The 21,510-nt window shown below is 45.2% G+C and carries 19 protein-coding genes; 16 read left to right on the forward strand and 3 right to left on the reverse strand.

The window, feature by feature from the left end; all coding sequences use genetic code 11:
- Positions 1–140: 140 nt before the first annotated feature.
- Complete coding sequence (gene queG, locus KHN78_RS08990; RefSeq protein WP_211915824.1) at positions 141–1,268, reverse strand: tRNA epoxyqueuosine(34) reductase QueG; 1,128 nt, start codon at positions 1,266–1,268, stop codon at positions 141–143.
- Positions 1,269–1,552: 284 nt separating this feature from the next.
- On the opposite strand from queG, the gene tsaE reads away from it, so the two are divergent.
- The 8 genes from tsaE to hflC all read left to right on the forward strand — a co-directional run bounded on the left by tsaE (position 1,553) and on the right by hflC (position 10,783).
- The gene (gene tsaE / locus KHN78_RS08995) at positions 1,553–2,017 is read left to right on the forward strand and encodes a tRNA (adenosine(37)-N6)-threonylcarbamoyltransferase complex ATPase subunit type 1 TsaE (protein WP_128809964.1); all 465 of its coding nucleotides are present in this window, start codon (positions 1,553–1,555) and stop codon (positions 2,015–2,017) included.
- Positions 2,011–3,738 carry a LysM peptidoglycan-binding domain-containing protein gene (locus KHN78_RS09000; protein WP_211915825.1) on the forward strand — a complete coding sequence of 576 codons (1,728 nt, stop codon included), beginning with the start codon at positions 2,011–2,013 and terminating at the stop codon, positions 3,736–3,738. Before tsaE ends, KHN78_RS09000 begins: the two co-directional genes overlap by 7 nt.
- 18 nt (positions 3,739–3,756) lie before the next feature.
- Positions 3,757–5,838 (forward strand): DNA mismatch repair endonuclease MutL, encoded by a 2,082-nt coding sequence (gene mutL / locus KHN78_RS09005; RefSeq protein WP_211915826.1) that lies wholly within the window; start codon positions 3,757–3,759, stop codon positions 5,836–5,838.
- The gene (miaA, locus tag KHN78_RS09010) at positions 5,835–6,767 is read left to right on the forward strand and encodes a tRNA (adenosine(37)-N6)-dimethylallyltransferase MiaA (RefSeq protein WP_211915827.1); all 933 of its coding nucleotides are present in this window, start codon (positions 5,835–5,837) and stop codon (positions 6,765–6,767) included. Before mutL ends, miaA begins: the two co-directional genes overlap by 4 nt.
- Before the next feature lie 196 nt (positions 6,768–6,963).
- Positions 6,964–7,227, forward strand: a complete 264-nt coding sequence (hfq, locus tag KHN78_RS09015) for an RNA chaperone Hfq (protein ID WP_005438329.1) — start codon at positions 6,964–6,966, stop codon at positions 7,225–7,227.
- 38 nt (positions 7,228–7,265) lie between these two features.
- Positions 7,266–8,555 (forward strand): ribosome rescue GTPase HflX, encoded by a 1,290-nt coding sequence (hflX, locus tag KHN78_RS09020; RefSeq protein WP_211915828.1) that lies wholly within the window; start codon positions 7,266–7,268, stop codon positions 8,553–8,555.
- Positions 8,556–8,600: 45 nt separating this feature from the next.
- A complete protein-coding gene (gene hflK / locus KHN78_RS09025; RefSeq protein ID WP_211915829.1) occupies positions 8,601–9,800 on the forward strand; it encodes an FtsH protease activity modulator HflK in 1,200 nt (399 codons plus the stop codon).
- A 2-nt stretch (positions 9,801–9,802) separates the two neighbouring features.
- Positions 9,803–10,783 (forward strand): protease modulator HflC, encoded by a 981-nt coding sequence (hflC, locus tag KHN78_RS09030; RefSeq protein ID WP_211915830.1) that lies wholly within the window; start codon positions 9,803–9,805, stop codon positions 10,781–10,783.
- Positions 10,784–10,854: 71 nt separating this feature from the next.
- Here hflC and KHN78_RS09035 read toward each other — a convergent pair whose 3' ends face one another.
- Entirely contained in the window at positions 10,855–11,040 is a 186-nt protein-coding gene (locus tag KHN78_RS09035) for a DUF2065 domain-containing protein (protein WP_128809970.1), read from the reverse strand.
- 173 nt (positions 11,041–11,213) lie between these two features.
- Between KHN78_RS09035 and KHN78_RS09040 the strand changes: the two genes are divergently transcribed.
- Complete coding sequence (locus KHN78_RS09040) at positions 11,214–12,530, forward strand: adenylosuccinate synthase (RefSeq protein WP_128809971.1); 1,317 nt, start codon at positions 11,214–11,216, stop codon at positions 12,528–12,530.
- 228 nt (positions 12,531–12,758) lie between these two features.
- The gene (motX, locus tag KHN78_RS09045) at positions 12,759–13,394 is read left to right on the forward strand and encodes a flagellar protein MotX (RefSeq protein ID WP_128809972.1); all 636 of its coding nucleotides are present in this window, start codon (positions 12,759–12,761) and stop codon (positions 13,392–13,394) included.
- A gap of 122 nt (positions 13,395–13,516) precedes the next feature.
- On the opposite strand, the gene hmpA is transcribed toward motX, so the two are convergent.
- Positions 13,517–14,701 (reverse strand): NO-inducible flavohemoprotein, encoded by a 1,185-nt coding sequence (gene hmpA / locus KHN78_RS09050; protein ID WP_211915831.1) that lies wholly within the window; start codon positions 14,699–14,701, stop codon positions 13,517–13,519.
- 111 nt (positions 14,702–14,812) lie between these two features.
- Here hmpA and nsrR point away from each other — a divergent pair, with 111 nt between their 5' ends.
- From nsrR to KHN78_RS09080, 6 genes are all read left to right on the forward strand, one after another.
- Positions 14,813–15,238 (forward strand): nitric oxide-sensing transcriptional repressor NsrR, encoded by a 426-nt coding sequence (gene nsrR / locus KHN78_RS09055; protein WP_128809974.1) that lies wholly within the window; start codon positions 14,813–14,815, stop codon positions 15,236–15,238.
- 105 nt (positions 15,239–15,343) lie between these two features.
- Complete coding sequence (gene rnr / locus KHN78_RS09060) at positions 15,344–17,851, forward strand: ribonuclease R (protein ID WP_211915832.1); 2,508 nt, start codon at positions 15,344–15,346, stop codon at positions 17,849–17,851.
- A 79-nt stretch (positions 17,852–17,930) separates the two neighbouring features.
- Positions 17,931–18,674, forward strand: coding sequence for a 23S rRNA (guanosine(2251)-2'-O)-methyltransferase RlmB (gene rlmB / locus KHN78_RS09065; protein WP_128809976.1), 744 nt, complete (start codon positions 17,931–17,933; stop codon positions 18,672–18,674).
- Between the two features lie 106 nt (positions 18,675–18,780).
- Positions 18,781–19,467, forward strand: coding sequence for a phosphoglycolate phosphatase (locus KHN78_RS09070; RefSeq protein WP_211915833.1), 687 nt, complete (start codon positions 18,781–18,783; stop codon positions 19,465–19,467).
- A gap of 115 nt (positions 19,468–19,582) precedes the next feature.
- Positions 19,583–20,620 carry a tryptophan--tRNA ligase gene (trpS, locus tag KHN78_RS09075; protein ID WP_128809978.1) on the forward strand — a complete coding sequence of 346 codons (1,038 nt, stop codon included), beginning with the start codon at positions 19,583–19,585 and terminating at the stop codon, positions 20,618–20,620.
- A 182-nt stretch (positions 20,621–20,802) separates the two neighbouring features.
- A complete protein-coding gene (locus tag KHN78_RS09080; protein WP_211916528.1) occupies positions 20,803–21,390 on the forward strand; it encodes an aminodeoxychorismate/anthranilate synthase component II in 588 nt (195 codons plus the stop codon).
- Positions 21,391–21,510 lie beyond the last annotated feature (120 nt).

The raw sequence follows: 21,510 nt of genomic DNA on the forward strand, positions 1-21,510 counted from the left end.
TCCCGAAGTTGTGTTTAACTTTTTTTTATACCCCATTTTGTTCTGGGTGCTTTTTGTTTTTCCACATTTCAGAATTGAGAACAGCATCATGAATTGAGCATGTAATTGTTGTTTTCAATTGCATGCATATACGCTAGGTCTTAAGCGTCTCTAGGAAGTCCTTTTTCAACAATTCGAATTAATCGTTTCTGCTTGGTTTCAATTGACCCCGTACTTTCTAATGGCGTTTGATTAAATTGTTGAGCTAATGCCCATTCAATATGTTCGTCTAGCATTGGGTTTTCACCTTGGCGCGTTTCTAGCGCTTCCACCACACGCAGACTATATTCAGAATTGCCAAGTGCAATGGCAATATTACGTAGCCATTGTAGGTGTCCGATTCGTCTGATCGCAGAGCCTTCCATTTGTTTTAGAAAATGTGGCTCATCCCATAGGAACATCGTGACGAGATCGGGATCGATAAAGCTATCTCTGCGGTGGAAGTCTTCTTGTTCGGTGATCTCAGCATGACGATTCCAAGGGCAAACCAACTGACAATCATCACAACCATAAATGCGATTCCCCATAGGTTTTCGGAACTCTTCTGGGATCACACCATCAAACTCGATGGTGAGATAAGAAATGCAGCGTCGAGCATCGACAACGTTGTCATCCACAATGGCTTGAGTTGGACAAGACGTGATACATGCTCGACATTTTCCACATTGGTCAATACTTGCTTCGTCGATGGGCAATGGTAAGTCGATAAGTAACTCACCAAGGAAAAACCATGAACCACAGTCTTCATCTAAGATGAGGGAGTGCTTGCCCGTCCAACCCAGCCCAGCCTTTTGGGCTAATGGACGTTCGAGAATTGGTGCAGAATCGACAAAGGGGCGATAGCCCAATTGATCAACTTCTTGTTCGATAAGTTGCCCAAGTTTGTTTAATTGTTTTCTTACGAGCTTGTGGTAATCACGTCCTAGTGCATAACGACTAATGTAAGCGTGGTTTTTGTTCGCTAAATTAGAGGCAAACTTTGCTTCCGGTGGCAAATAGTCCATGCGTACGCTGATGACGCGTACGGTTCCTGGTAAAAGCTCACTGGGTCTCGCGCGCATCATGCCATGGCGAGCCATCCAGTCCATTGAGCCGTGATAACCAGCGTCCAACCATTTTTGCAGAGCGGCCTCATGTTCACTAAGATCAACATCGCAGATACCAACTTTCTGAAAGCCGAGCTCTTTACCCCAAATTTTGATTTGTTGTGCGAGTTGTTCGTAGTTCATGTTTTACCACCAAGATAAAAGGGGGGCGGATCTTAACGGATCTTAGGAGTCGGTGCTACCAGAAAGTCTCGGAATAGGTTTTGAACCCAGCGAATAAAAACTGAAAGTGTTATGGTCGAGACCGTTAACGTACTTAACAAGATCATAGGATTAGCTTCCATCATTTTGGCTACTTTTTTCGCACATATGACATTTGAAAGCTTGTCTCTCAAAACCAACACAGTTTACTATTCCTGTTCTTTTGATTTTTATATAGTCAACGATCATCAGTTAGAGAAACATTAATGAGCACGAAACAATTTAATCTTAAAGATGAGCATGAAACGGTAGCTCTGGGCACCGCATTAGCTCAGCTTTGTTCTCAACAGACCACCATTTACCTGCATGGCGATTTAGGCGCAGGTAAAACAACATTCAGTCGTGGTTTTGTCCGTGCTCTTGGTCATCAAGGAAACGTAAAAAGCCCAACCTATACTCTGGTTGAGCCTTACCAGTTAGATAAATGGCAAGTTTACCATTTTGATCTTTACCGACTTGCCGATCCTGAAGAATTGGAATTTATGGGTATTCGAGATTACTTTACGGATGATGCAATTTGTTTAGTCGAATGGCCTGAAAAAGGGCATGGATTGCTGCCACAACCTGATTTAGATGTGGACATTCGCTACCAAGGCGAGCAGCGTGTTGCCGAATTAACGGCGAATAATGAATATGGTGTACAGTTACTCAGTCGATTGGAGCTATGTTGAGTCTTTCTAAATTTAGAGCAGTGGCGGCGTTAGTCGCCACTTTTCTCCTTATCATCCCCAATTTAGCATTTGCTAACGTCGTTAAAAGTTTCCGAGTTTGGCCGTCTCCAGATGAAACGCGTGTCGTCATCGATTTGAGCTCGGAAGCGGACTATTCCTATTTTTCTCTCTCTGGGCCAGATCGGCTAGTGGTGGATATTAATAACACCGTGATGAAAGCTAAGTTGCCTGTGACGGTAACGGATAGTCCAGTATTAAAGCTTGTTCGCAAGAGCTCTCCGCCAGATAAAAATACGTATCGTTTGGTATTTGAGTTAAAGAAAAGTGTGAAAGCTGAAGTCTTTAAATTGAAGCCAACGCCTGGTGGCCAGTATGGTCATCGTTTGGTCATTGATTTGCCACACGGTAAAACAACATCAACGGCGCCAGCAAAGGCCAAGCCGAGTACGCCATCAACGCCAAGCAAAGACATGAGTACGGTTCAGCGTGCGCAAGAGATTTTGATTGTCATTGATCCGGGTCACGGAGGCGAAGACCCTGGCTCAATAGGTCCATCACGACGTAAGTATGAAAAAGATGCGGTACTGAGTATTTCTCATAAGATTGCCGCTCAACTTAATGCGGTTCCGGGTATTAAGACAAAAATGACACGTAAAGGGGATTATTTCGTAAACCTCAATCGTCGAGTGGCAATCGCTCGCGAAAATGACGCGCATTTGTTGATATCGATCCATGCGGATGCATTCACTTCTCCTCAGCCGCGTGGTGGTTCGGTATTTGTTCTTAATACTCGCCGAGCAAATACAGAGATATCTCGTTGGGTAGAAAACCATGAGAAGCAGTCTGAGCTATTAGGTGGTTCAGGCACCGCATTTGTCAGTAATTCCAGTGATCGGAACGTAAACCAAACGTTACTGGATTTGCAATTTAGTCACTCACAAAAAGAGGGCTATAAGCTTGCTACTGAGATTCTAGGTGAAATGGGCAAGGTTGCGCGTTTACATAACTCGAAGCCCATCAACACCAGTCTCGCAGTATTGCGTTCACCGCAGATCCCATCGGTGTTGGTTGAAACCGGTTTTATTTCAAACCCGACTGAAGAAAAGTTGTTGTTCCAGCGTTCACACCAAGACAAATTGGCACGAGCGATCTCCAAAGCGGTGGTGAAATATTTAAAAGATAATCCACCAGAGGGAACCGTGTTCTCATCGTCGGCCAAGCCAGCGGTTCATACCGTGAAACGCGGTGAATCGCTCTCAGTTATTGCTCAAAAATATGGTACGTCAACCAAGGCAATCATGAGTGAGAACAAGCTTAAATCAAGCAGTTTAGCCGTTGGCCAGAAACTGAAAATCCCTGGTTCTGGTGCGGTTTCGGTTTCTATTCCGAATAAACCCAATACGGTTGAAACGGAGACGATCACACACACGGTTAAATCCGGTGAGTTCCTCGGTAAGATTGCTAGCCACTACAAAGTGAAAATAGCCGATATCCGCCGCCAAAATAATCTGAAGTCAGACACGCTTTGGGTCGGGCAAAAGCTTAAAATTACGGTGGCAGTGAAAGATAAGCCGATTCGTAAGCACAAAGTAGCTCGCGGAGAATATTTAGGTAAGATTGCAGCAAAATATGGCGTCAGTGTATCGAGTATCCGTAAGGCAAATAACTTACGTTCTGATGAACTTGCCGTTGGACAAGTACTGATTATTCCTAATAAGTAAGTGAGCGCTTAACTCATCATGACCATTAAGATTTTGCCAGCACGATTGGCAAACCAAATTGCGGCAGGGGAGGTCGTCGAAAGACCCGCCTCTGTCGTGAAAGAATTGGTAGAAAACAGTCTCGATTCTGGCGCTACACGTATCGATATTGATATCGAGAAAGGCGGCGCTAAGCTGATCCGCGTGCGTGATAACGGTAAAGGGATTGTGAAAGATGAGTTAGGTCTCGCGCTCAGCCGCCATGCGACTTCTAAAATACACACTTTGGATGATTTAGAAGCCATCATGAGTTTAGGTTTTCGCGGTGAAGCGTTAGCCAGTATTAGCTCTGTGTCTCGCTTGACCATTACCTCTCGCCCCGCAACACAAGAGCAAGCATGGAGTGCCTATTCTGAAGGGCGTGACATGAAAGTAACATTGCAGCCGACGGCGCATCCGATTGGAACTTCGGTTGAAGTTTTAGATTTATTTTTCAATACGCCTGCGCGACGTAAGTTTTTGCGTACAGAGAAAACGGAATTTGCTCACATTGATGAGTTATTGAAACGCATCGCGTTAAGTCGTTTTGATGTGACCATTAATGTCCGCCATAACGGGAAAATGGTCCGTCAATATCGAGCGGCAAAAAATCAGCTTCAAACCGAAAAGCGCATAGCCGCGGTGTGTGGTAATGGCTTCGTACGCCATATGTTACGCATTGAGCTAGAGCATCAAGGCCTAAAACTTCACGGTTGGATCACAACACCAGAGGGCGCAAGACAACAAAGTGACTTGCAGTACTGTTATGTGAACGGACGTATGATGCGTGACAAGCTCATTAATCACGCTATCCGACAAAGCTACGAGATGAGCTTAAAATCCGATCAATTTGCTGCGTACGTGCTGTTTATTGAACTCGATCCACATCAAGTCGATGTCAATGTGCACCCCGCTAAACATGAAGTGCGTTTCCATCAAGCGCGATTAGTGCATGACTTTATTTATCAAGCTCTAGCGGATGCGCTTGTTCAAAGCTCAGTGATTGATAAACCGCACGTGAACAAATCGGCGTTCTATCATGCAGATCCTGCCGAGACAGTAAAACCATTTGAGGCGATGACGCCTGCTCCTGAAACAGCAAGTTCACTGGAGCCAATAAGTTCACTGGAGCCAATAAGTTCACCGGAGTCAATAAGTACACCGGAGCAAATTGGTTCACCTGTACCTGAGCGAGTGTATCAAGCGATTGATAACACACCAGCCTATCCGGGGCGATCGGACTATGAAGCGAAGCCGCGCGATCGTGCAACCAGTGAGTCTTCAGTGCGAGAAGTCCGGACGACGGATTCGTTCAAGCGAACTGATTGGATCGAGTCAAAACCAACACCTAAACCAACTTCAAGTAAAGAACAACGTCATGCCGAGCCTGCACCAAGTAAACAAGAAGTGCGTGCTTATCATGAACTGTTGCAAACGCCTGATTTTGATCCTCAAACAGAGGCCTCAAAAGCGCCAGTAAGAACATCGGTAGAAGTTGCTTTACCGCCTGTTACGGCACTAAGTAAAGCGCTGGCGGTGGTGGACGAACAGTTTGTCTTGATGAGCAGTGATAGCGGTGTGGCTTTGGTTGCACTGCCAAGAGCTGAGTTTTATCGGACGAAAGGTCAGCTAACACCAAGAGATGAGGCTTTAAAAGCTCAACCTCTCTTAGTGCCGCTGTCAGTAAAACTGGAGCCAGAACTGATTCAGTTTGCTCAGGATTATCAGCAAGATTTTGCCCAGTTGGGTATTCAGCTGAAGGCGCGCAATGACAAAGCCTTGATGGTGATGGGGGTGCCCTCGCCACTGCGTCAACAAAACCTACAAATTTTGATTCCAGATCTGCTATCTTACGCGCAAACGCGTGTGAGAGGAGAGAGCGCAGACGCTTCGATGTTATCAGAGCTGATAAATTGGCTTGCTATGCAGGTCACTACGGTTAAGAGCCACTATACTCTCTCCGAAGCCATTCAAATTATTGCGGAACTTGAACAGCTAAGACATGGTCAATTACCACTAGAAGACCTTAAATTTGTCTCTGCTGTTGATTTCTCTGCCACAATTGCCAAATTGAAATCATGACAGACAAACTACCGTTGGCACTCTTTTTAATGGGGCCAACAGCATCAGGTAAAACAGAGCTAGCCATTCGTCTACGCCAAAAGTATCCCGTTGAGATCATCAGTGTAGATTCCGCCTTGATCTATAAAGGTATGGATATTGGAACAGCAAAACCCGATGAACGCGAACTTAGCCTTGCGCCACATCGTCTTATCGATATCTTAGATCCGAGCGAATCTTATTCTGCTGCAGATTTTCGTCGTGATGCGCTTAAGGCAATGAATGATATTGTTTCTGAGGGGAAAATTCCGCTACTTGTTGGTGGAACTATGTTGTATTACAAAGCGCTGCTAGAGGGGTTATCTCCTCTTCCTGCTGCAAATCCTGAAATTCGTCAGCAAATTGAACAAGAAGCATTGACTAAAGGTTGGTCAGTGTTGCACGATGAGCTTAAGGGGATTGATCCTGTATCGGCTGCGAGAATTCATCCTAATGATCCTCAGCGTTTGTCTCGAGCATTGGAAGTTTTTCGTATTTCAGGTCAAACTCTTACTGAACTGACTCAAACTAAAGGTGATAGCCTTCCGTTTAGAGTGAAACAGTTCGCAATTGCTCCCAAGGATAGGGCAGAACTTCACCGTCGAATTGAACTTCGCTTCGAAAAAATGATGTCTTCTGGATTTGAAGATGAAATGAAAACGCTTCACGCGAGGAAAGATCTTCATCCGGATCTGCCATCTATTCGTTGTGTTGGTTACAGACAGATGTGGGAGTATTTAGACGGAGAGTGTACACGTGACGAAGCGATATTTCGTGGCGTATGCGCAACTCGTCAATTGGCCAAGCGACAAATCACCTGGTTACGCAGCTGGAATGATTTAACTTGGTTGGATAGCGATAACATTGAACAAGCATTGGCAACCATGTCAGAAGCAATAGCATCTGATTGAGATTGCTGTGTATAATGTGATCGTTTTGGCGTGAACGCACTCTCAAAGGATCGGTTGTTGGCGGTTTTTATACTATGCTGCTAATTACTTAGAGTGCTTTTTGACTCGTTTAGCTCAGATGCAAAAAAAGCAGTACCTTTTGCATTGCACCGCTAGCTAAATAATTACAACTACAAATTAAATAAGGAAAATAAAAATGGCTAAGGGGCAATCTCTACAAGACCCATTCCTAAATGCGCTACGTCGTGAGCGTATCCCGGTATCTATCTACCTTGTGAACGGTATTAAACTTCAAGGTCAGATCGAATCATTTGATCAGTTCGTGATCCTATTGAAAAACACTGTAAACCAAATGGTGTACAAGCACGCAATCTCTACAGTTGTTCCGGCTCGCCCAGTGAGCCACCATAGTGGTGATCGTCCTCAAGGTGATCGTCCACAAGAAAAATCTGAAGATTAATTCTTCATTTAGTATTTCTACAATAAGGAGTTGATTGCTTGTTTGACCGTTATGAATCCGGTGAGCGAGCCGTACTTGTTCATATCAACTTCACGCAAGAAGGTGAATGGGAAGATCTGGCTGAATTTGAAATGCTAGTTTCCTCCGCAGGGGTTGATGCGCTGCAAGTTGTGACTGGTAGCCGTCAATCCCCACACCCGAAATACTATGTCGGAGAGGGTAAAGCACAAGAAATTGCATCGACGGTGCAATTAACGGGTGCTGAAATTGTGATTTTTAATCACTCCCTCTCTCCTGCCCAAGAACGTAACCTCGAAGCACTGTGCCAATGTCGAGTTCTCGACCGCACTGGTCTTATTCTCGATATCTTTGCTCAACGAGCTCGAACGCACGAAGGTAAGCTACAAGTAGAGTTGGCTCAACTTCGTCACATTTCTACTCGTTTGATTCGCGGTTGGACACACCTTGAAAGGCAGAAAGGCGGTATTGGTTTACGTGGTCCAGGTGAAACTCAGCTGGAAACCGACCGTCGACTATTGCGTGAGAGAATTAAATCGATACTTCGTCGTTTAGAAAAAGTAGCGAAGCAACGTGAACAGGGACGCCGTGCCCGAAATCGAGCAGAAATTCCAACGGTTTCTCTCGTAGGCTACACCAACGCGGGTAAGTCGACACTCTTCAACCGTATAACTGAAGCGGGTGTGTACGCAGCTGATCAGCTATTTGCTACTCTTGATCCTACTTTACGTAAAATAGAGTTAGCAGATGTAGGCCCTGCAATTCTCGCAGATACCGTTGGTTTTATTCGACATTTGCCACATGACTTGGTGGCAGCTTTTAAAGCGACCCTACAAGAGACGCAAGAAGCTGACATTTTGTTACATGTTGTTGATGCCAGTGATGAACGTTTTCGTGAGAATATTCAAGCTGTTCATGAAGTATTAGAAGAGATCGACGCACATGAAGTGCCAAGTCTCGTCGTCATGAATAAGATTGACAATCTAGATGAGCAGAAACCACGCATTGAGCGCGACGAAGAAGGCGTGCCTCGTGCAGTTTGGATTTCCGCCATGGATGGAATCGGTATTGATCTCCTATTTGATGCGCTGACCGAGCGGTTGGCTTCTCAAATGGTTGAGCATCAGTTGCGAATTCCTCCACAGTATCAAGGACGATTCCGTAGTACATTCTTCCAAATGAAGTGTATTCAACGTGAGGAGTATGACCAGGATGGTAACTTGTTGATCGCGATTCGAATGCAGCAAGTAGATTGGTCTAGACTTGAAAAAAGAGAAGGGGCAGTTTTGACTGGCTTTATAGTCACTTAAAGGACTGCTACAGTATAACGTCATATCAAATGATGGAGCTTTCTAATGGCGTGGAATGAGCCTGGAAATAACAACGGCAATAATGGCCGCGATAATGACCCATGGGGTAATAATAATCGCGGTGGCCAGCGTCCTGGTGGCAGAGATCAAGGTCCGCCAGATTTAGATGAAGTGTTCAGCAAACTGAGTCAAAAGCTGGGTGGTAAGTTTGGTAAAAAAGGCGGCGGTGGTTCACCTATCGGCGGTGGTGGTAGTGCGATTGGCTTCGGTGTCATTGCAGTTATCGCGATTGCAGTTTGGTTCTTCGCTGGCTTTTACACCATCGGTGAAGCAGAGCGTGGTGTTGTACTGCGTTTAGGTAAATATGACCGTATCGTCGATCCTGGTCTGAACTGGCGTCCTCGCTTTATTGATGAAGTGACGCCTGTAAACGTACAGGCAATTCGTTCTTTGCGTGCTTCTGGCACAATGTTAACGAAAGACGAAAACGTTGTTACGGTAGCAATGGATGTACAGTACCGTGTCTCTGACCCATACAAGTACCTTTACCAAGTAACGAATGCGGATGACAGTTTGCGTCAAGCAACAGACTCTGCGCTACGTGCGGTAATTGGTGACTCGCTAATGGACAGCATCCTAACAAGCGGCCGTCAGCAAATTCGTCAAAGCACACAAGAAACACTAAACCAAATCATTGATAATTATGATATGGGTTTGATGATTGTTGACGTGAACTTCCAGTCTGCACGTCCACCTGAGCAAGTAAAAGACGCATTTGATGATGCGATTGCGGCTCGTGAGGATGAAGAGCGTTTTGAACGTGAAGCAGAAGCGTACCGTAATGACATTCTTCCTAAGGCAACAGGTCGTGCTGAACGTCTGAAGAAAGAAGCGCAAGGTTACAGCGAACGTATTACGAATGAAGCACTTGGTCAGGTTGCTCAGTTTGAAAAACTCTTACCAGAGTACCTAGCAGCGCCAGGCGTTACTCGTGACCGTTTGTACCTAGATACAATGGAAGAAGTGTATTCAAGCACATCGAAAGTGCTGATTGACTCTGAATCAAGCGGCAACCTGTTGTACCTACCGATCGACAAACTTGCTGGTCAGGAAGGAACGACACAAACAAAACGTAAATCAAGCTCGTCTTCGACTTACGACAAAATTGAGTTGGAATCTCAAAGTACTAGCGGTACAACGGATACTCAATCTCGTTCAACTGGTACACGTCAAGGGAGATACTAAGAATGCGTAAGTTAATGATCCCTGTACTGGTCATCGCTCTAGCTTTGATGCTGATGTCACTGTTCGTGATCCCTGAGGGGGAACGAGGCATTGTGATTCGCTTTGGTCGAGTACTGAAAGATAACAATGATATTGCTCGTATCTATGAACCAGGTTTGCATTTCAAAATGCCTTTGTTTGACCGTGTGAAAACACTTGATGCACGTATTCAAACAATGGACGGCCGCTCAGACCGCTTTGTAACGTCAGAGAAAAAAGACGTAATCATTGATAGCTATGTTAAGTGGCGTATCAAAGATTTTGGTCAGTTCTATCTAGCGACAGGTGGTGGCAACACGCTGACGGCAGAAGCCCTATTAGAACGTAAAGTAACAGACGTTCTACGTTCTGAAATCGGTTCTCGCGAGATCAAACAGATTGTTTCAGGCCCGCGTAATAACGATGTTTTGCCAGAAAGTTCTGACAGCGAAGTCGTCACTACTGAAGCGGCGAAAGAAGCATTAGAGATCGACGGCGAACGCGATAAAATCATGGAAAACGTACTGACAGGCACCCGCGAAAGTGCGATGACAGACTTAGGTGTTCAGATTGTTGACTTCCGAATGAAGAAGATCAATCTACCTGACAACATCAGTGATTCTATCTACAAACGTATGCGTGCAGAACGTGAGTCAGTAGCTCGTAAACACCGTTCTCAAGGTCGTGAGAAAGCCGAAGTTATTCGTGCTCAAGCTGAACTTGAAGTTGCGACGGTATTAGCAGAAGCCGATAAAACAGCTCGCGTAACACGAGGTGAGGCCGATGCAGAAGCTGCGAAGATTTATGCAGAAGCGTACAACAAGGATCCTGAGTTCTTTAGCTTCCTACGTTCTTTGAAAGCTTACGAGAAATCGTTCAGCTCTAAGAGCGACATTCTTGTATTGGATCCGAAGAGTGAATTCTTCCAGTACATGAATAACGCGAAAGGTGCGTCAGCACAATAAGCGTGTTGATAAATGATAAAGGCTCCGAAAGGAGCCTTTTTTGTATTTGATGGAATGGTTTCGTGAGTGTGTTAACTCATCATAATGGCAATGACGGCACCCGCAACCACTAAGCAACCCCCAATGCGACGCAGCTGATTATCGGGTTGCTGACTGAGTTGAGCGACCATGTTGCGCCATCCATTGGGCGCGATTAAGGGGCCAATCCCTTCTACAATCAATACGAGCCCGATTGCGAGCCAAATAGACTCAGACATAGTGATTCCTAACTGAATTTAGAAAAGTAAATATTATCAGTGATGTACTGATTTCGAAATGAGCTACGTTGGTGAGATTGCATTCTAGTATCAAGTCTGTGAACAAAAAATGACTGCAAGATGCGAGATTCAGTGCTAGAATCCTTTTTTAACTAGCAATCAGACTTGGAAAGATGGGAAATAACGTAGTCGTTCTAGGCACCCAATGGGGTGACGAAGGTAAAGGTAAAATTGTAGACCTTTTAACTGAAGATGCAAAATACGTGGTGCGCTACCAAGGCGGTCACAACGCAGGTCACACACTTGTAATTGACGGTGAGAAAACCGTTCTTCACTTAATTCCATCAGGTATCCTTCGCGATAACGTAAAATGCGTTATCGGTAACGGTGTTGTACTATCACCTGAAGCTCTAATTAAAGAAATGAAACCTCTTGAAGAGCGCGGTATTCCAGTACGCGAACGTCTTTTCATTTCTGAAGCATGTCCTCTAATTCTTCCTTACCACGTAGCGCTAGACCAAGCGCGTGAAATCGCACGTGGTAAAAAAGCTATCGGTACAACTGGTCGTGGTATCGGCCCTGCATACGAAGATAAAGTTGCTCGTCGCGGTCTACGCGTTGGCGACCTATTCGATATGGAAGCATTCGCTGAGAAACTAAAAGAAGTAATGGAATACCATAACTTCGCTCTAGTGAACTACTACAAAGCAGACGCAGTAAGCTACGAAGAAGTACTTGAGCAAGCTAAAGGCTACGCTGAACTACTGACTTCTATGGTTATGGACGTAACTGACGAACTAGACGCAGCACGTAAGCGCGGCGACAAGATCATGTTCGAAGGTGCTCAAGGTACACTGCTAGATATCGACCACGGTACTTACCCGTACGTAACTTCTTCTAACACGACTGCTGGTGGTGTTGCTGCAGGTTCTGGTTTTGGTCCTCGTCACCTAGGTTACATCCTTGGTATCGCGAAAGCTTACTGTACTCGCGTTGGTGCAGGTCCATTCCCAACTGAACTATACGATGGTCTAGACAAGCAAGATCCAGTAGGTAAGCACCTTGGTACTGTTGGTCACGAGTTTGGCGCAACAACGGGTCGTCTACGTCGTACTGGTTGGTTTGATGCGGTTGCGATGCGTCGTGCAATTCAAATCAACTCAGTAACTGGCTTCTGTCTAACTAAACTAGACGTACTAGATGGTCTTGAAGAGCTAAAAATCTGTACTGGTTACAAGATGGAAGATGGATCTGTACTAGAAGTTTCGCCAATGGCTGCTGATGAGTACGAAAAAGTAACGCCAATCTACGAAACAATGCCTGGTTGGTCTGAAAACACATTTGGTGCTAAATCTATCGATGCGCTTCCTCAAGCAGCTCTAGATTACATCAAGCGTATTGAAGAACTGACTGGCGTACCAGTAGACATTATCTCAACAGGTCCTGACCGTAACGAGACTATCATTAAAGTTCACCCATTTGGTGCTTAATGGATATTCGTTAGAGAATTTAAAAACCGGCTTTCTAGCCGGTTTTTTTGTATCTGTGATGTGCTCGTCTCTCTGAGAGATGGTATTCGCCATGGCAACTTATTGCCGTTAAGCTTAAGTGAGGGGCAAAAATTGTCTAAAGCTTAAGTCACCTTTGCCGATAAGCTTTATAAGCAGAAGAGGTCATTCGCTGATCTTTGGTCTCTCAGATACCTTAAAGAGTAAATTATGAAGTTACGAGCAGTGGCTGCTTCACTGTTATTGATGCTGAGTGCAACATCGGTTAAAGCGAATGTCTCCGATGTAGGTGCACCAGTGCCCATCTACACCGAAGCAGAACTTATTAAGCTTATTGAGCAGAATAAGCACTTAGAACGCGTACGCGCTGACAACTGCCAGTTGGTGGAAGATATCGTAGCTCGTGCGACACGCATTAATTTGCCATCTTATGAATTTCTATATGGCGATATGCTGGCTTGGGGCGTATGCGTTGATCAAGACGTAGAGCTTGGTCTTTATTACATGGAAAACGCGGCACACCAAGGTTTGCCAGCAGCGCTCGAGCAAATTGGTCGCTATTATTCTCGTGGCACATTAGTGCAACAAGATAAAGAGCGTGCGATCCCATACTTGCGTGAAGCCGCGGCGATGGGAAATTTAAATGCACGTATTCATCTTGCAGAATTGCTTTTGCGAGATTACGGTAGCCCTCTCGATTATGAAGATGCGTACCGTTGGTTGTATAACTCTGTTACGGCTGACAAACGCCAACATAAACGTATTGCGATGCTGAGAAATGGTCTCGAGCAGCGCATGCCACAGAACATCATTGCACGCGCAAAGCGACGCGATACGTTCTGGTAATTCGTACTCTCAAAAACGGCGCGTCATGCAACCCTGCGACGTCATAATACTCTGAGAATAGACATAACAAAGCCCACATCATGTGGGCTTTGTCGTTTTTCTTGAAGAGTTGCTGCGAGCGATTAAACGACTTTGTGTGGGCCGAAACACTCGTAGTGGAATTGCTCTTGTGATACACCGATTTCAAGCAGTTGTTGCGCTACGTGTTGCATAAAGCCAACTGGACCACAGAAGTACACTTGCACGTTGTCTTGCTTTAAGGCGGTTTCAATTTCGCGTAGATTTACAAGGCCCGTGAAGTGGAAGTCTTCACCAAGTCGGTCTTCAGCCATTGGTTGGTTATACCAAACCAGTGAGTTCATGTTTTCTTTTGCGCCAACAAATTGGTTTACGTGTTGTTTAAATGCGTGTTGTTGACCGTTTTCTGCTGCGTGTACCCATGTGACAGGCGCTTGGTGATCTGAAAGGCTCTCAAGCATTGAAAGTGTCGGTGTTAGGCCAATACCAGCAGAAATCAGAACCACTGGTGTATGAGTTTCCACATCCATGAAAAAGTCACCTGCTGGAGCAGCAAGTTGTACTTTATCGCCAATGTTTAGGTCATCATGTAGGAAGTTAGAAACTTTACCGCCTTGTTCTCGTTTTACAGAGATACGATAAGTGTTCTCTTGAACCGCAGAAGATAGGCTGTATTGACGAATCTCTTGGTTTTCGAACTTATTACTGTTGATGTAGATACCAAGGTATTGTCCCGGCTTGTATTTTGCAACTTTTTCACCGTCAACCGGTTTGAAAACGAAGCTGTAAACATTTTCACTTTCACGTTGCTTGCCCACCAACTCAAATTCACGTAAACCACGCCAACCACCTTGAAGTGCAGCGTTCTCTTGGTAAATTTGCTCTTCACGTTGAATGAAGACGTTTGCTAGCACGCCGTAAGCTTCAGCCCACGCATCAATGACATCTTGGCCAGGAGAAAACAGCTCATCAATTGTTGCGAGTAGGTGTTTACCCACAATTTGGTACTGATCTTCGGTGATCAAAAAGCTGGTGTGTTTATGTGCGATCTTTTCTACTGCACCGAGAAGTGCTGGTAGATTATCAATATTGGTTGCGTACGCACAAATCGCATTAAATAGTGCTTCACGTTGGTCACCATTGCGCTGGTTACTCATATTGAAAATGTCTTTCAATTCTGGGTTATGCGTAAACATGCGATCGTAAAAATGTGCAGTTAATTTTGGTCCAGTTTCTGCCAAAAGTGGGGCGGTGGCTTTCACGATATCAATAGTTTGATTGCTGAGCATAGTGGTTTCCTATTTAAAGTTGTATTTATAATGCATGTTTAAAGTTGTATCTCAAATGTATCTTTTAATCAAGAAAAGATTTACACTTTTGAGACCAGAGAGGAGCGCATTATGCAGCTAACCAGTTTTACCGACTACGCACTCAGAACCTTGATTTACCTAGCGTCATTACCCAAAGATGAGCTTACCAACATTACTGAGGTAACGGATTTATTTGGTGTATCTCGTAACCATATGGTGAAAGTGATTAATCGCCTTGGGCAACTTGGCTATGTGCATACAGTGCGTGGTAAAAATGGCGGGATACGCTTGATGAAGCCAGCAAAAGCGATCACTATTGGTGGTGTTGTGCGTGATTTAGAACCATTAGATTTGGTGAACTGTTCAGTAGAATTTTGCCATATTACGCCAGCATGTCGCCTGAAAGAAAAGTTAGCTCAAGCGAAAATGGCTTTTTTAGCGGCACTCGATGATTGCACAATTGAAGATCTCATCACCGACAATTCTGATCTATTGATCTTGCTTACGCGCCCATAGTTCTTAAATCTCATTCAGTTCGTTCTTTTTTCAAAGCAATTCTGTAGCTTATCAAGAGACTCGGATATACTAGCTCTATACCTTCCTTGCTAGATAGGCACGCCTATGTCAGACAACATTCCAAACGATCCTTTTGCGGATCGTGAATCCCAAAATTACGAAAACCCAATTCCAAGCCGAGAGTTTATTACTGAGTTTCTACAACAAGCCGGCGTACCGATGAATCGTAATGATTTGTTTGAAGCACTACAGCTTGATGGTGAAGAGCAGTACGAGGGTTTGCGTCGTCGACTCCGAGCGATGGAGCGTGATGGGCAGTTGGTGTTTACACGACGTCAGTGCTATGCATTACCAGAAAAGCTCGAAATGGTAAAAGGGTACGTTATTGGCCACAAAGATGGCCATGGTTGGGTACGTCCTGAGGGCAGTGTTGGCAAGGACAATGACATTGTATTACCTCACCATCAGATGAAGCATATCATTCACGGTGATTACGTGTTGGTGCAACCAACAGACAATAGCAAACGTGGTCGTCGTGAAGGGCGTTTAGTTCGAGTGCTGGAAGAGCGTAAGACACAGATCGTAGGACGTTTCTTCCTTGAATATGGTTACTCATATGTTGTACCGGATGACTCTCGAATCAGCCAGGATATCCTGATCCCCAATGAGCACAAAGCCGGTGCTCGTATGGGTAACGTGGTTGTTATTGAAATCACAGACCGTGGCGCTCGTTCACGTGGCATGATGGGTAAAGTCATTGAAGTTCTTGGTGAAAATATGGCACCAGGAATGGAAACGCAAATTGCAATTCGTACTCACCAAATCCCTCACGATTGGCCAGAAGCGGTTGATAAGCAAATTGCTAACCTAGGCGAAGAAGTGCCAGAAGAAGCAAAAGTAGGTCGTGTTGATTTGCGTGATTTACCATTGGTGACCATTGATGGTGAAGATGCTCGTGACTTTGATGATGCGGTTTTCTGTGAGAAGAAAAAGAGCGGCGGTTGGCGTTTATGGGTTGCGATAGCTGACGTAAGTTACTACGTACGCACTGACACTGCTCTCGACAAAGAAGCCATCAACCGCGGTAACTCTGTGTACTTCCCATCGCAAGTTGTCCCAATGTTGCCTGAAGTGCTATCGAACGGTTTATGTTCACTAAACCCACAAGTCGATCGCTTGTGTATGGTATGTGAGATGACCATCTCTGAGACGGGCAAACTCTCGGGTTACAAACACTACGAAGCCGTGATGAACTCACACGCTCGTCTTACTTATAGCAAAGTAGGAGCAATTCTTGAGGGGGATGAAGATCTTCGTTTGCGTTATCACAAACTGGTGCCTCATCTAGAAGAATTACACAGTATGTACAAAGTGCTGAAAGAAGCGCGTGATAATCGTGGTGCAATTGAGTTTGAAACCGTTGAAGCGAAATTCATCTTCAATGCGGATCGTAAGATTGAAAGCATCGAGCCAGTGATTCGTAATGACGCTCACAAGATCATCGAAGAGTGTATGATCCTAGCGAACATCGCTTCAGCGTCTTATGTTGAGAAAGCGAAAGAACCGGCGTTGTACCGTGTTCACGAATCTCCGGGTGAATTGCGTCTGCAAGGCTTCCGTGATTTCCTTGGCGAGCTGGGCTTAAACTTAGGCGGTGGTTTAGAGCCATCTCCAACGGATTACGCTGATTTGGTTAAGCAAATTGCCGAGCGTCAGGATAAAGAGTTGATCCAAACGATGCTGTTGCGCTCAATGAAGCAAGCAGTATACAACGCAGACAATGCCGGTCACTTTGGTTTAGCACTGAAACGCTATGCGCACTTCACGTCACCAATTCGTCGTTACCCAGACTTATTACTGCACCGTGCAATCAAATACTTGATTGCCAAAGAAGAAGGCCGTAATCAAGACCGCTGGACACCAACGGGTGGTTACCATTACTCATTTGACGATATGGACTTCTACGGTGAGCAATGTTCGATGACAGAGCGCCGTGCAGACGATGCAACGCGCGAAGTCGCTGATTGGTTGAAGTGTGAATACATGCAAGATCACGTTGGTGATGAGCTTGATGGCGTAATTGCCAACGTGACGAGCTTTGGCTTCTTTGTTCGTTTAACAGAGCTGCACATCGATGGTTTGGTACACATTTCGACACTAGCCAACGACTACTACCAATTTGATCCGATCGGTCAAAGACTTATCGGTGAAAGCTTCGGTAACATCTATCGTTTAGGCGATGCGGTGAAAGTGAAAGTGCTTGCGGTGAACTTAAATGACAAGCAAATTGACTTTGAATTGATCGAAACAAGTCGTAAGCTACGCGGCAAAGGCAAGACCGCGAAGAAGCGTGTAGCAGAAGCAAAACGCAAAGCGAAAGAGAAAAAACGTACCTCAACGCGCTCTTCAAAAGAGTCAAACGGTACGCGTGCTACACCAGCTATCGAGCCAACTAAGCGACCTGAGCCAAGTGAAAAGGCCGGCAAACGCAAAGGTGGTTCGAAGCGTGGTGACACTGAAAGCGCGAAAAAGCCGAAAGTGAAAAAGGCACGTAAGAAAAAGCCACACAGTAAGCCGAAGAAAACCACGCGTACTCAAAGTAACGCAGAGTAGGTGAAATCGCTGATTTAACTTGGTGTGAATACGCCAAGTTAAATTGATGTGGGCACTGACCAGAAAAACAGGTTAAATAATGAGTAACGAATTTATCTACGGCATTCACGCAGTGAAAGCGGTACTAGAACGCGAACCAGAACGTTTTATCGAAGCGTATGTTTTAAAAGGTCGTCAAGACGATCGTCTAATGCCAATTCTGAATGATCTTCAGGTTTGTGGTGTGTCTATCCAACAAATGACTCGTAAAACGCTAGACGATAAAGCGCATGGTGCTAACCACCAAGGTATCATTGCTCGTGTGAAGCCAGCGAAACAGCTGAACGAAAACGACATTGATGGCATTTTAGCGCAGCATGAATCTCCGCTGTTATTGGTATTGGATGGCGTGACGGATCCGCATAACCTAGGTGCTTGTCTACGTAATGCAGACGCAGCTGGCGTTGCGGCGATCATTGTACCGAAAGACCGCTCTGCACCAATGAACGCAACGGTAAGCAAAGTCGCTTGTGGTGCTGCTGAAGTCGTGCCATTGATCCGAGTGACCAACTTGGCGCGCACGATGCGTACATTGCAAGAGCAAGGCATTTGGTTTGTGGGCACGGCGGGTGAAGCGACACACGACATCTACCAAGCGAAACTGACCGGCCCTCTGGCTATCGTGATGGGGGCAGAAGGTGACGGCATGCGTCGTCTGACTCGCGAAACCTGTGACGATCTAATTAAGATCCCAATGGCAGGCAGCGTTTCAAGCTTGAACGTATCTGTAGCATCGGGCATCTGTTTGTTTGAAGCGGTTCGTCAGCGTATTGCTGCTAAATAACTGATAAAAAACGTTAAGATAAATCAGTCACAGTGATAAAAACAAAGGATGGGGTGCCATCCTTTGTTGTTTTCACCGAATATAAATAAAAATCTTCAGGGAAGTTATGACTCAACAAGACATTAAATTCATCGCCTTTGACCTTGATGGTACTTTGCTTGATAGCGTGCCAGATCTGGCGGTTGCGGCAGACCAAGCAGTACAAGCGCTTGGCTTTCCATCGGTTTCAGAAGAGCAGGTTCGAGATTACGTGGGTAACGGCGCAGATGTGCTGATTGGACGCTCACTGAGCCAAAGCCTGACCATCAATCCTGAACTGAGCGAAGAGCTTCGTGCAAAAGCGCGTGTGCTGTTTGATGATTACTACGAGCAAAGTGGTCATAAGCTAAGCCACCTTTACCCTACGGTAAAAGAGACACTGGAAGAGTTGCACAAGGCGGGTTTTGTTATGGCGCTTGTGACTAACAAACCTTCTAAGTTTGTCCCTGACGTTCTGGAGAAGCATGACATCGCAAAGTACTTTGTTGATGTGTTAGGTGGTGACGCGTTTCCAGAGAAAAAACCAAACCCAGTCTCATTGAATTGGTTAATGGAAAAACACCAAATTCAACCAAGTGAAATGCTGATGGTCGGTGACTCTAAAAACGACATTTTAGCAGCGAAGAACGCAGGCTGCGCCTCATTTGGTTTAACTTATGGTTACAACCATGGCGAGGCTATTTCAGTATCAAATCCAGATTTTGTTGCTGACAGTTTGGCAGAATTATTGGACGTTGTAGCCGTTTCTGCATAACGGCTACAAAAGAGCTTCCAAAATACTCGTTAATGAGTACACTGAGTAAGCCGTGCGCCTATCGCTGCACGGTTTTTTCATTTAATTAGATTAAGAAGTCAAAGGAATCATTCTAATGAGCAAACCCATCGTATTGAGTGGTGTTCAACCTTCAGGTGAACTAAGTATCGGTAACTACTTGGGTGCTCTACGTCAATGGCAGCAGATGCAAGACGATTATGATTGCCAATACTGTGTGGTAGACCTTCACGCGATTACGGTTCGTCAAGACCCTAAAGCACTGCATGAAGCGACTCTAGATGCACTGGCGATCTGTCTGGCAGTTGGTGTTGACCCTAAGAAGAGCACGCTATTTGTTCAGTCACACGTACCAGAGCATGCTCAGCTTGGTTGGCTTCTTAACTGTTACACCCAGATGGGTGAACTGGGTCGTATGACGCAGTTTAAAGATAAATCTGCACGTTACTCAAAAGACAGCTCAAGCCAGTTTGGTGATGTAAATGTGGGTCTGTTTGATTACCCAGTTCTAATGGCTGCAGACATCCTGCTTTACGGTGCGCATCAAGTGCCAGTAGGTAGCGATCAGAAACAACACCTAGAGCTAGCGCGTGATATTGCGAACCGCTTTAACAACATCTACTCGCCAGAGCAGCCAATCTTCCAAGTACCAGAGCCTTACATTCCAACGGTAAATGCGCGTGTAATGAGCCTGCAAGACGCTACCAAGAAGATGTCTAAGTCAGATGACAACCGTAAGAACGTTATCACGCTGCTGGAAGAGCCTAAGTCGATCATCAAGAAGATCAACAAAGCGCAAACTGACGCTGAAATGCCACCACGTATTGCTCACGATTGGGAAAACAAAGCAGGCATCTCTAACCTAATGGGTCTTTACTCTGCGGCGACAGGCATGAGCTTTGAAGAGATTGAAGCGAAATACAAAGGCGTTGAAATGTATGGCCCATTCAAGAAAGACGTGGGTGAAGCACTGGTTACTATGCTTGAGCCAATCCAAGCGGAATACCATCGTATCCGTGCAGATCGTGCATACATGAACGAAGTGATGAAGCAAGGTGCAGACAAAGCATCGGCTCGTGCGGCTGAAACGTTGAAGAAAGCGTACGCGGCAGTAGGCTTTGTTGCTCGCCCATAATACAGCTTAAAGTTTTACTTTCTTTAGCCCTCGCATTTGCGGGGGTTTTTTGTCTTTGAGTAAATTTATATCGCAAAACCTTGCCTTTCTGATTTTGTATAGCAAAATACCGCCTCAATGGCACTTTTGTGGCATAACCCCTGTCTGAACTGCCAAGAATGGATTGGAGCAACCTAAACACTATGTTGTTGATCATTGATAATTATGACTCGTTTACTTACAACCTTTACCAGTACTTTTGTGAGTTAGGGGCGAACGTTAAGGTTGTGCGCAACGATGAGATTGATATCCAAGGCATTGAGGCGCTCAAGCCAACCCACCTTGTTATTTCACCAGGGCCATGTACACCAAATGAGGCGGGCATTTCTCTACAAGCGATAGAGCACTTTGCTGGCAAGTTACCTATATTAGGGGTGTGTTTAGGTCACCAGGCGATTGCGCAGGTATTTGGTGGTGAAGTGGTGCGCGCAAGACAAGTGATGCATGGTAAAACATCGCCGATCCGTCACAATGGTCGCAGCGTATTTAAAAACCTCAACAACCCACTTACAGTGACTCGTTACCATTCCTTAGTGGTAAAAAATGGCACCCTACCAGACGTGTTTGAATTGACGGCATGGACGGAACTTTCAGATGGCAGCATGGATGAAATCATGGGTTATCAACATAAAACCCTGCCAATTGATGCGGTACAGTTTCATCCTGAGTCTATAAAGACAGAACAAGGTCATGAGCTTCTAGCTAACTTTCTCTCACGTGAAATGATCTGATCAGGATCACTTTTCTTAACAAATTCTTCATCTTTTTCCACTAGGGAAGAGAATGCAAAACTATGCGTTCTACTTTTCTGGCGTGCACTATTCATTTTTATCATTTCTGTTTAAGCCTTG

Source organism: Vibrio sp. B1REV9 (genome assembly GCF_905175395.2).
In the GTDB taxonomy this organism is placed as follows: domain Bacteria; phylum Pseudomonadota; class Gammaproteobacteria; order Enterobacterales; family Vibrionaceae; genus Vibrio; species Vibrio alfacsensis.

Bases quoted from the DNA above. Each gene is read 5' to 3' on its own strand.
- queG (WP_211915824.1), bottom strand. From the start codon at position 1,268: ATGAACTACGAACAACTCGCACAACAAATCAAAATTTGGGGTAAAGAG.
- tsaE (WP_128809964.1), top strand. From the start codon at position 1,553: ATGAGCACGAAACAATTTAATCTTAAAGATGAGCATGAAACGGTAGCT.
- KHN78_RS09000 (WP_211915825.1), top strand. From the start codon at position 2,011: ATGTTGAGTCTTTCTAAATTTAGAGCAGTGGCGGCGTTAGTCGCCACT.
- mutL (WP_211915826.1), top strand. From the start codon at position 3,757: ATGACCATTAAGATTTTGCCAGCACGATTGGCAAACCAAATTGCGGCA.
- miaA (WP_211915827.1), top strand. From the start codon at position 5,835: ATGACAGACAAACTACCGTTGGCACTCTTTTTAATGGGGCCAACAGCA.
- hfq (WP_005438329.1), top strand. From the start codon at position 6,964: ATGGCTAAGGGGCAATCTCTACAAGACCCATTCCTAAATGCGCTACGT.
- hflK (WP_211915829.1), top strand. From the start codon at position 8,601: ATGGCGTGGAATGAGCCTGGAAATAACAACGGCAATAATGGCCGCGAT.
- hflC (WP_211915830.1), top strand. From the start codon at position 9,803: ATGCGTAAGTTAATGATCCCTGTACTGGTCATCGCTCTAGCTTTGATG.
- KHN78_RS09035 (WP_128809970.1), bottom strand. From the start codon at position 11,040: ATGTCTGAGTCTATTTGGCTCGCAATCGGGCTCGTATTGATTGTAGAA.
- KHN78_RS09040 (WP_128809971.1), top strand. From the start codon at position 11,214: ATGGGAAATAACGTAGTCGTTCTAGGCACCCAATGGGGTGACGAAGGT.
- motX (WP_128809972.1), top strand. From the start codon at position 12,759: ATGAAGTTACGAGCAGTGGCTGCTTCACTGTTATTGATGCTGAGTGCA.
- hmpA (WP_211915831.1), bottom strand. From the start codon at position 14,701: ATGCTCAGCAATCAAACTATTGATATCGTGAAAGCCACCGCCCCACTT.
- nsrR (WP_128809974.1), top strand. From the start codon at position 14,813: ATGCAGCTAACCAGTTTTACCGACTACGCACTCAGAACCTTGATTTAC.
- rnr (WP_211915832.1), top strand. From the start codon at position 15,344: ATGTCAGACAACATTCCAAACGATCCTTTTGCGGATCGTGAATCCCAA.
- rlmB (WP_128809976.1), top strand. From the start codon at position 17,931: ATGAGTAACGAATTTATCTACGGCATTCACGCAGTGAAAGCGGTACTA.
- KHN78_RS09070 (WP_211915833.1), top strand. From the start codon at position 18,781: ATGACTCAACAAGACATTAAATTCATCGCCTTTGACCTTGATGGTACT.
- trpS (WP_128809978.1), top strand. From the start codon at position 19,583: ATGAGCAAACCCATCGTATTGAGTGGTGTTCAACCTTCAGGTGAACTA.
- KHN78_RS09080 (WP_211916528.1), top strand. From the start codon at position 20,803: ATGTTGTTGATCATTGATAATTATGACTCGTTTACTTACAACCTTTAC.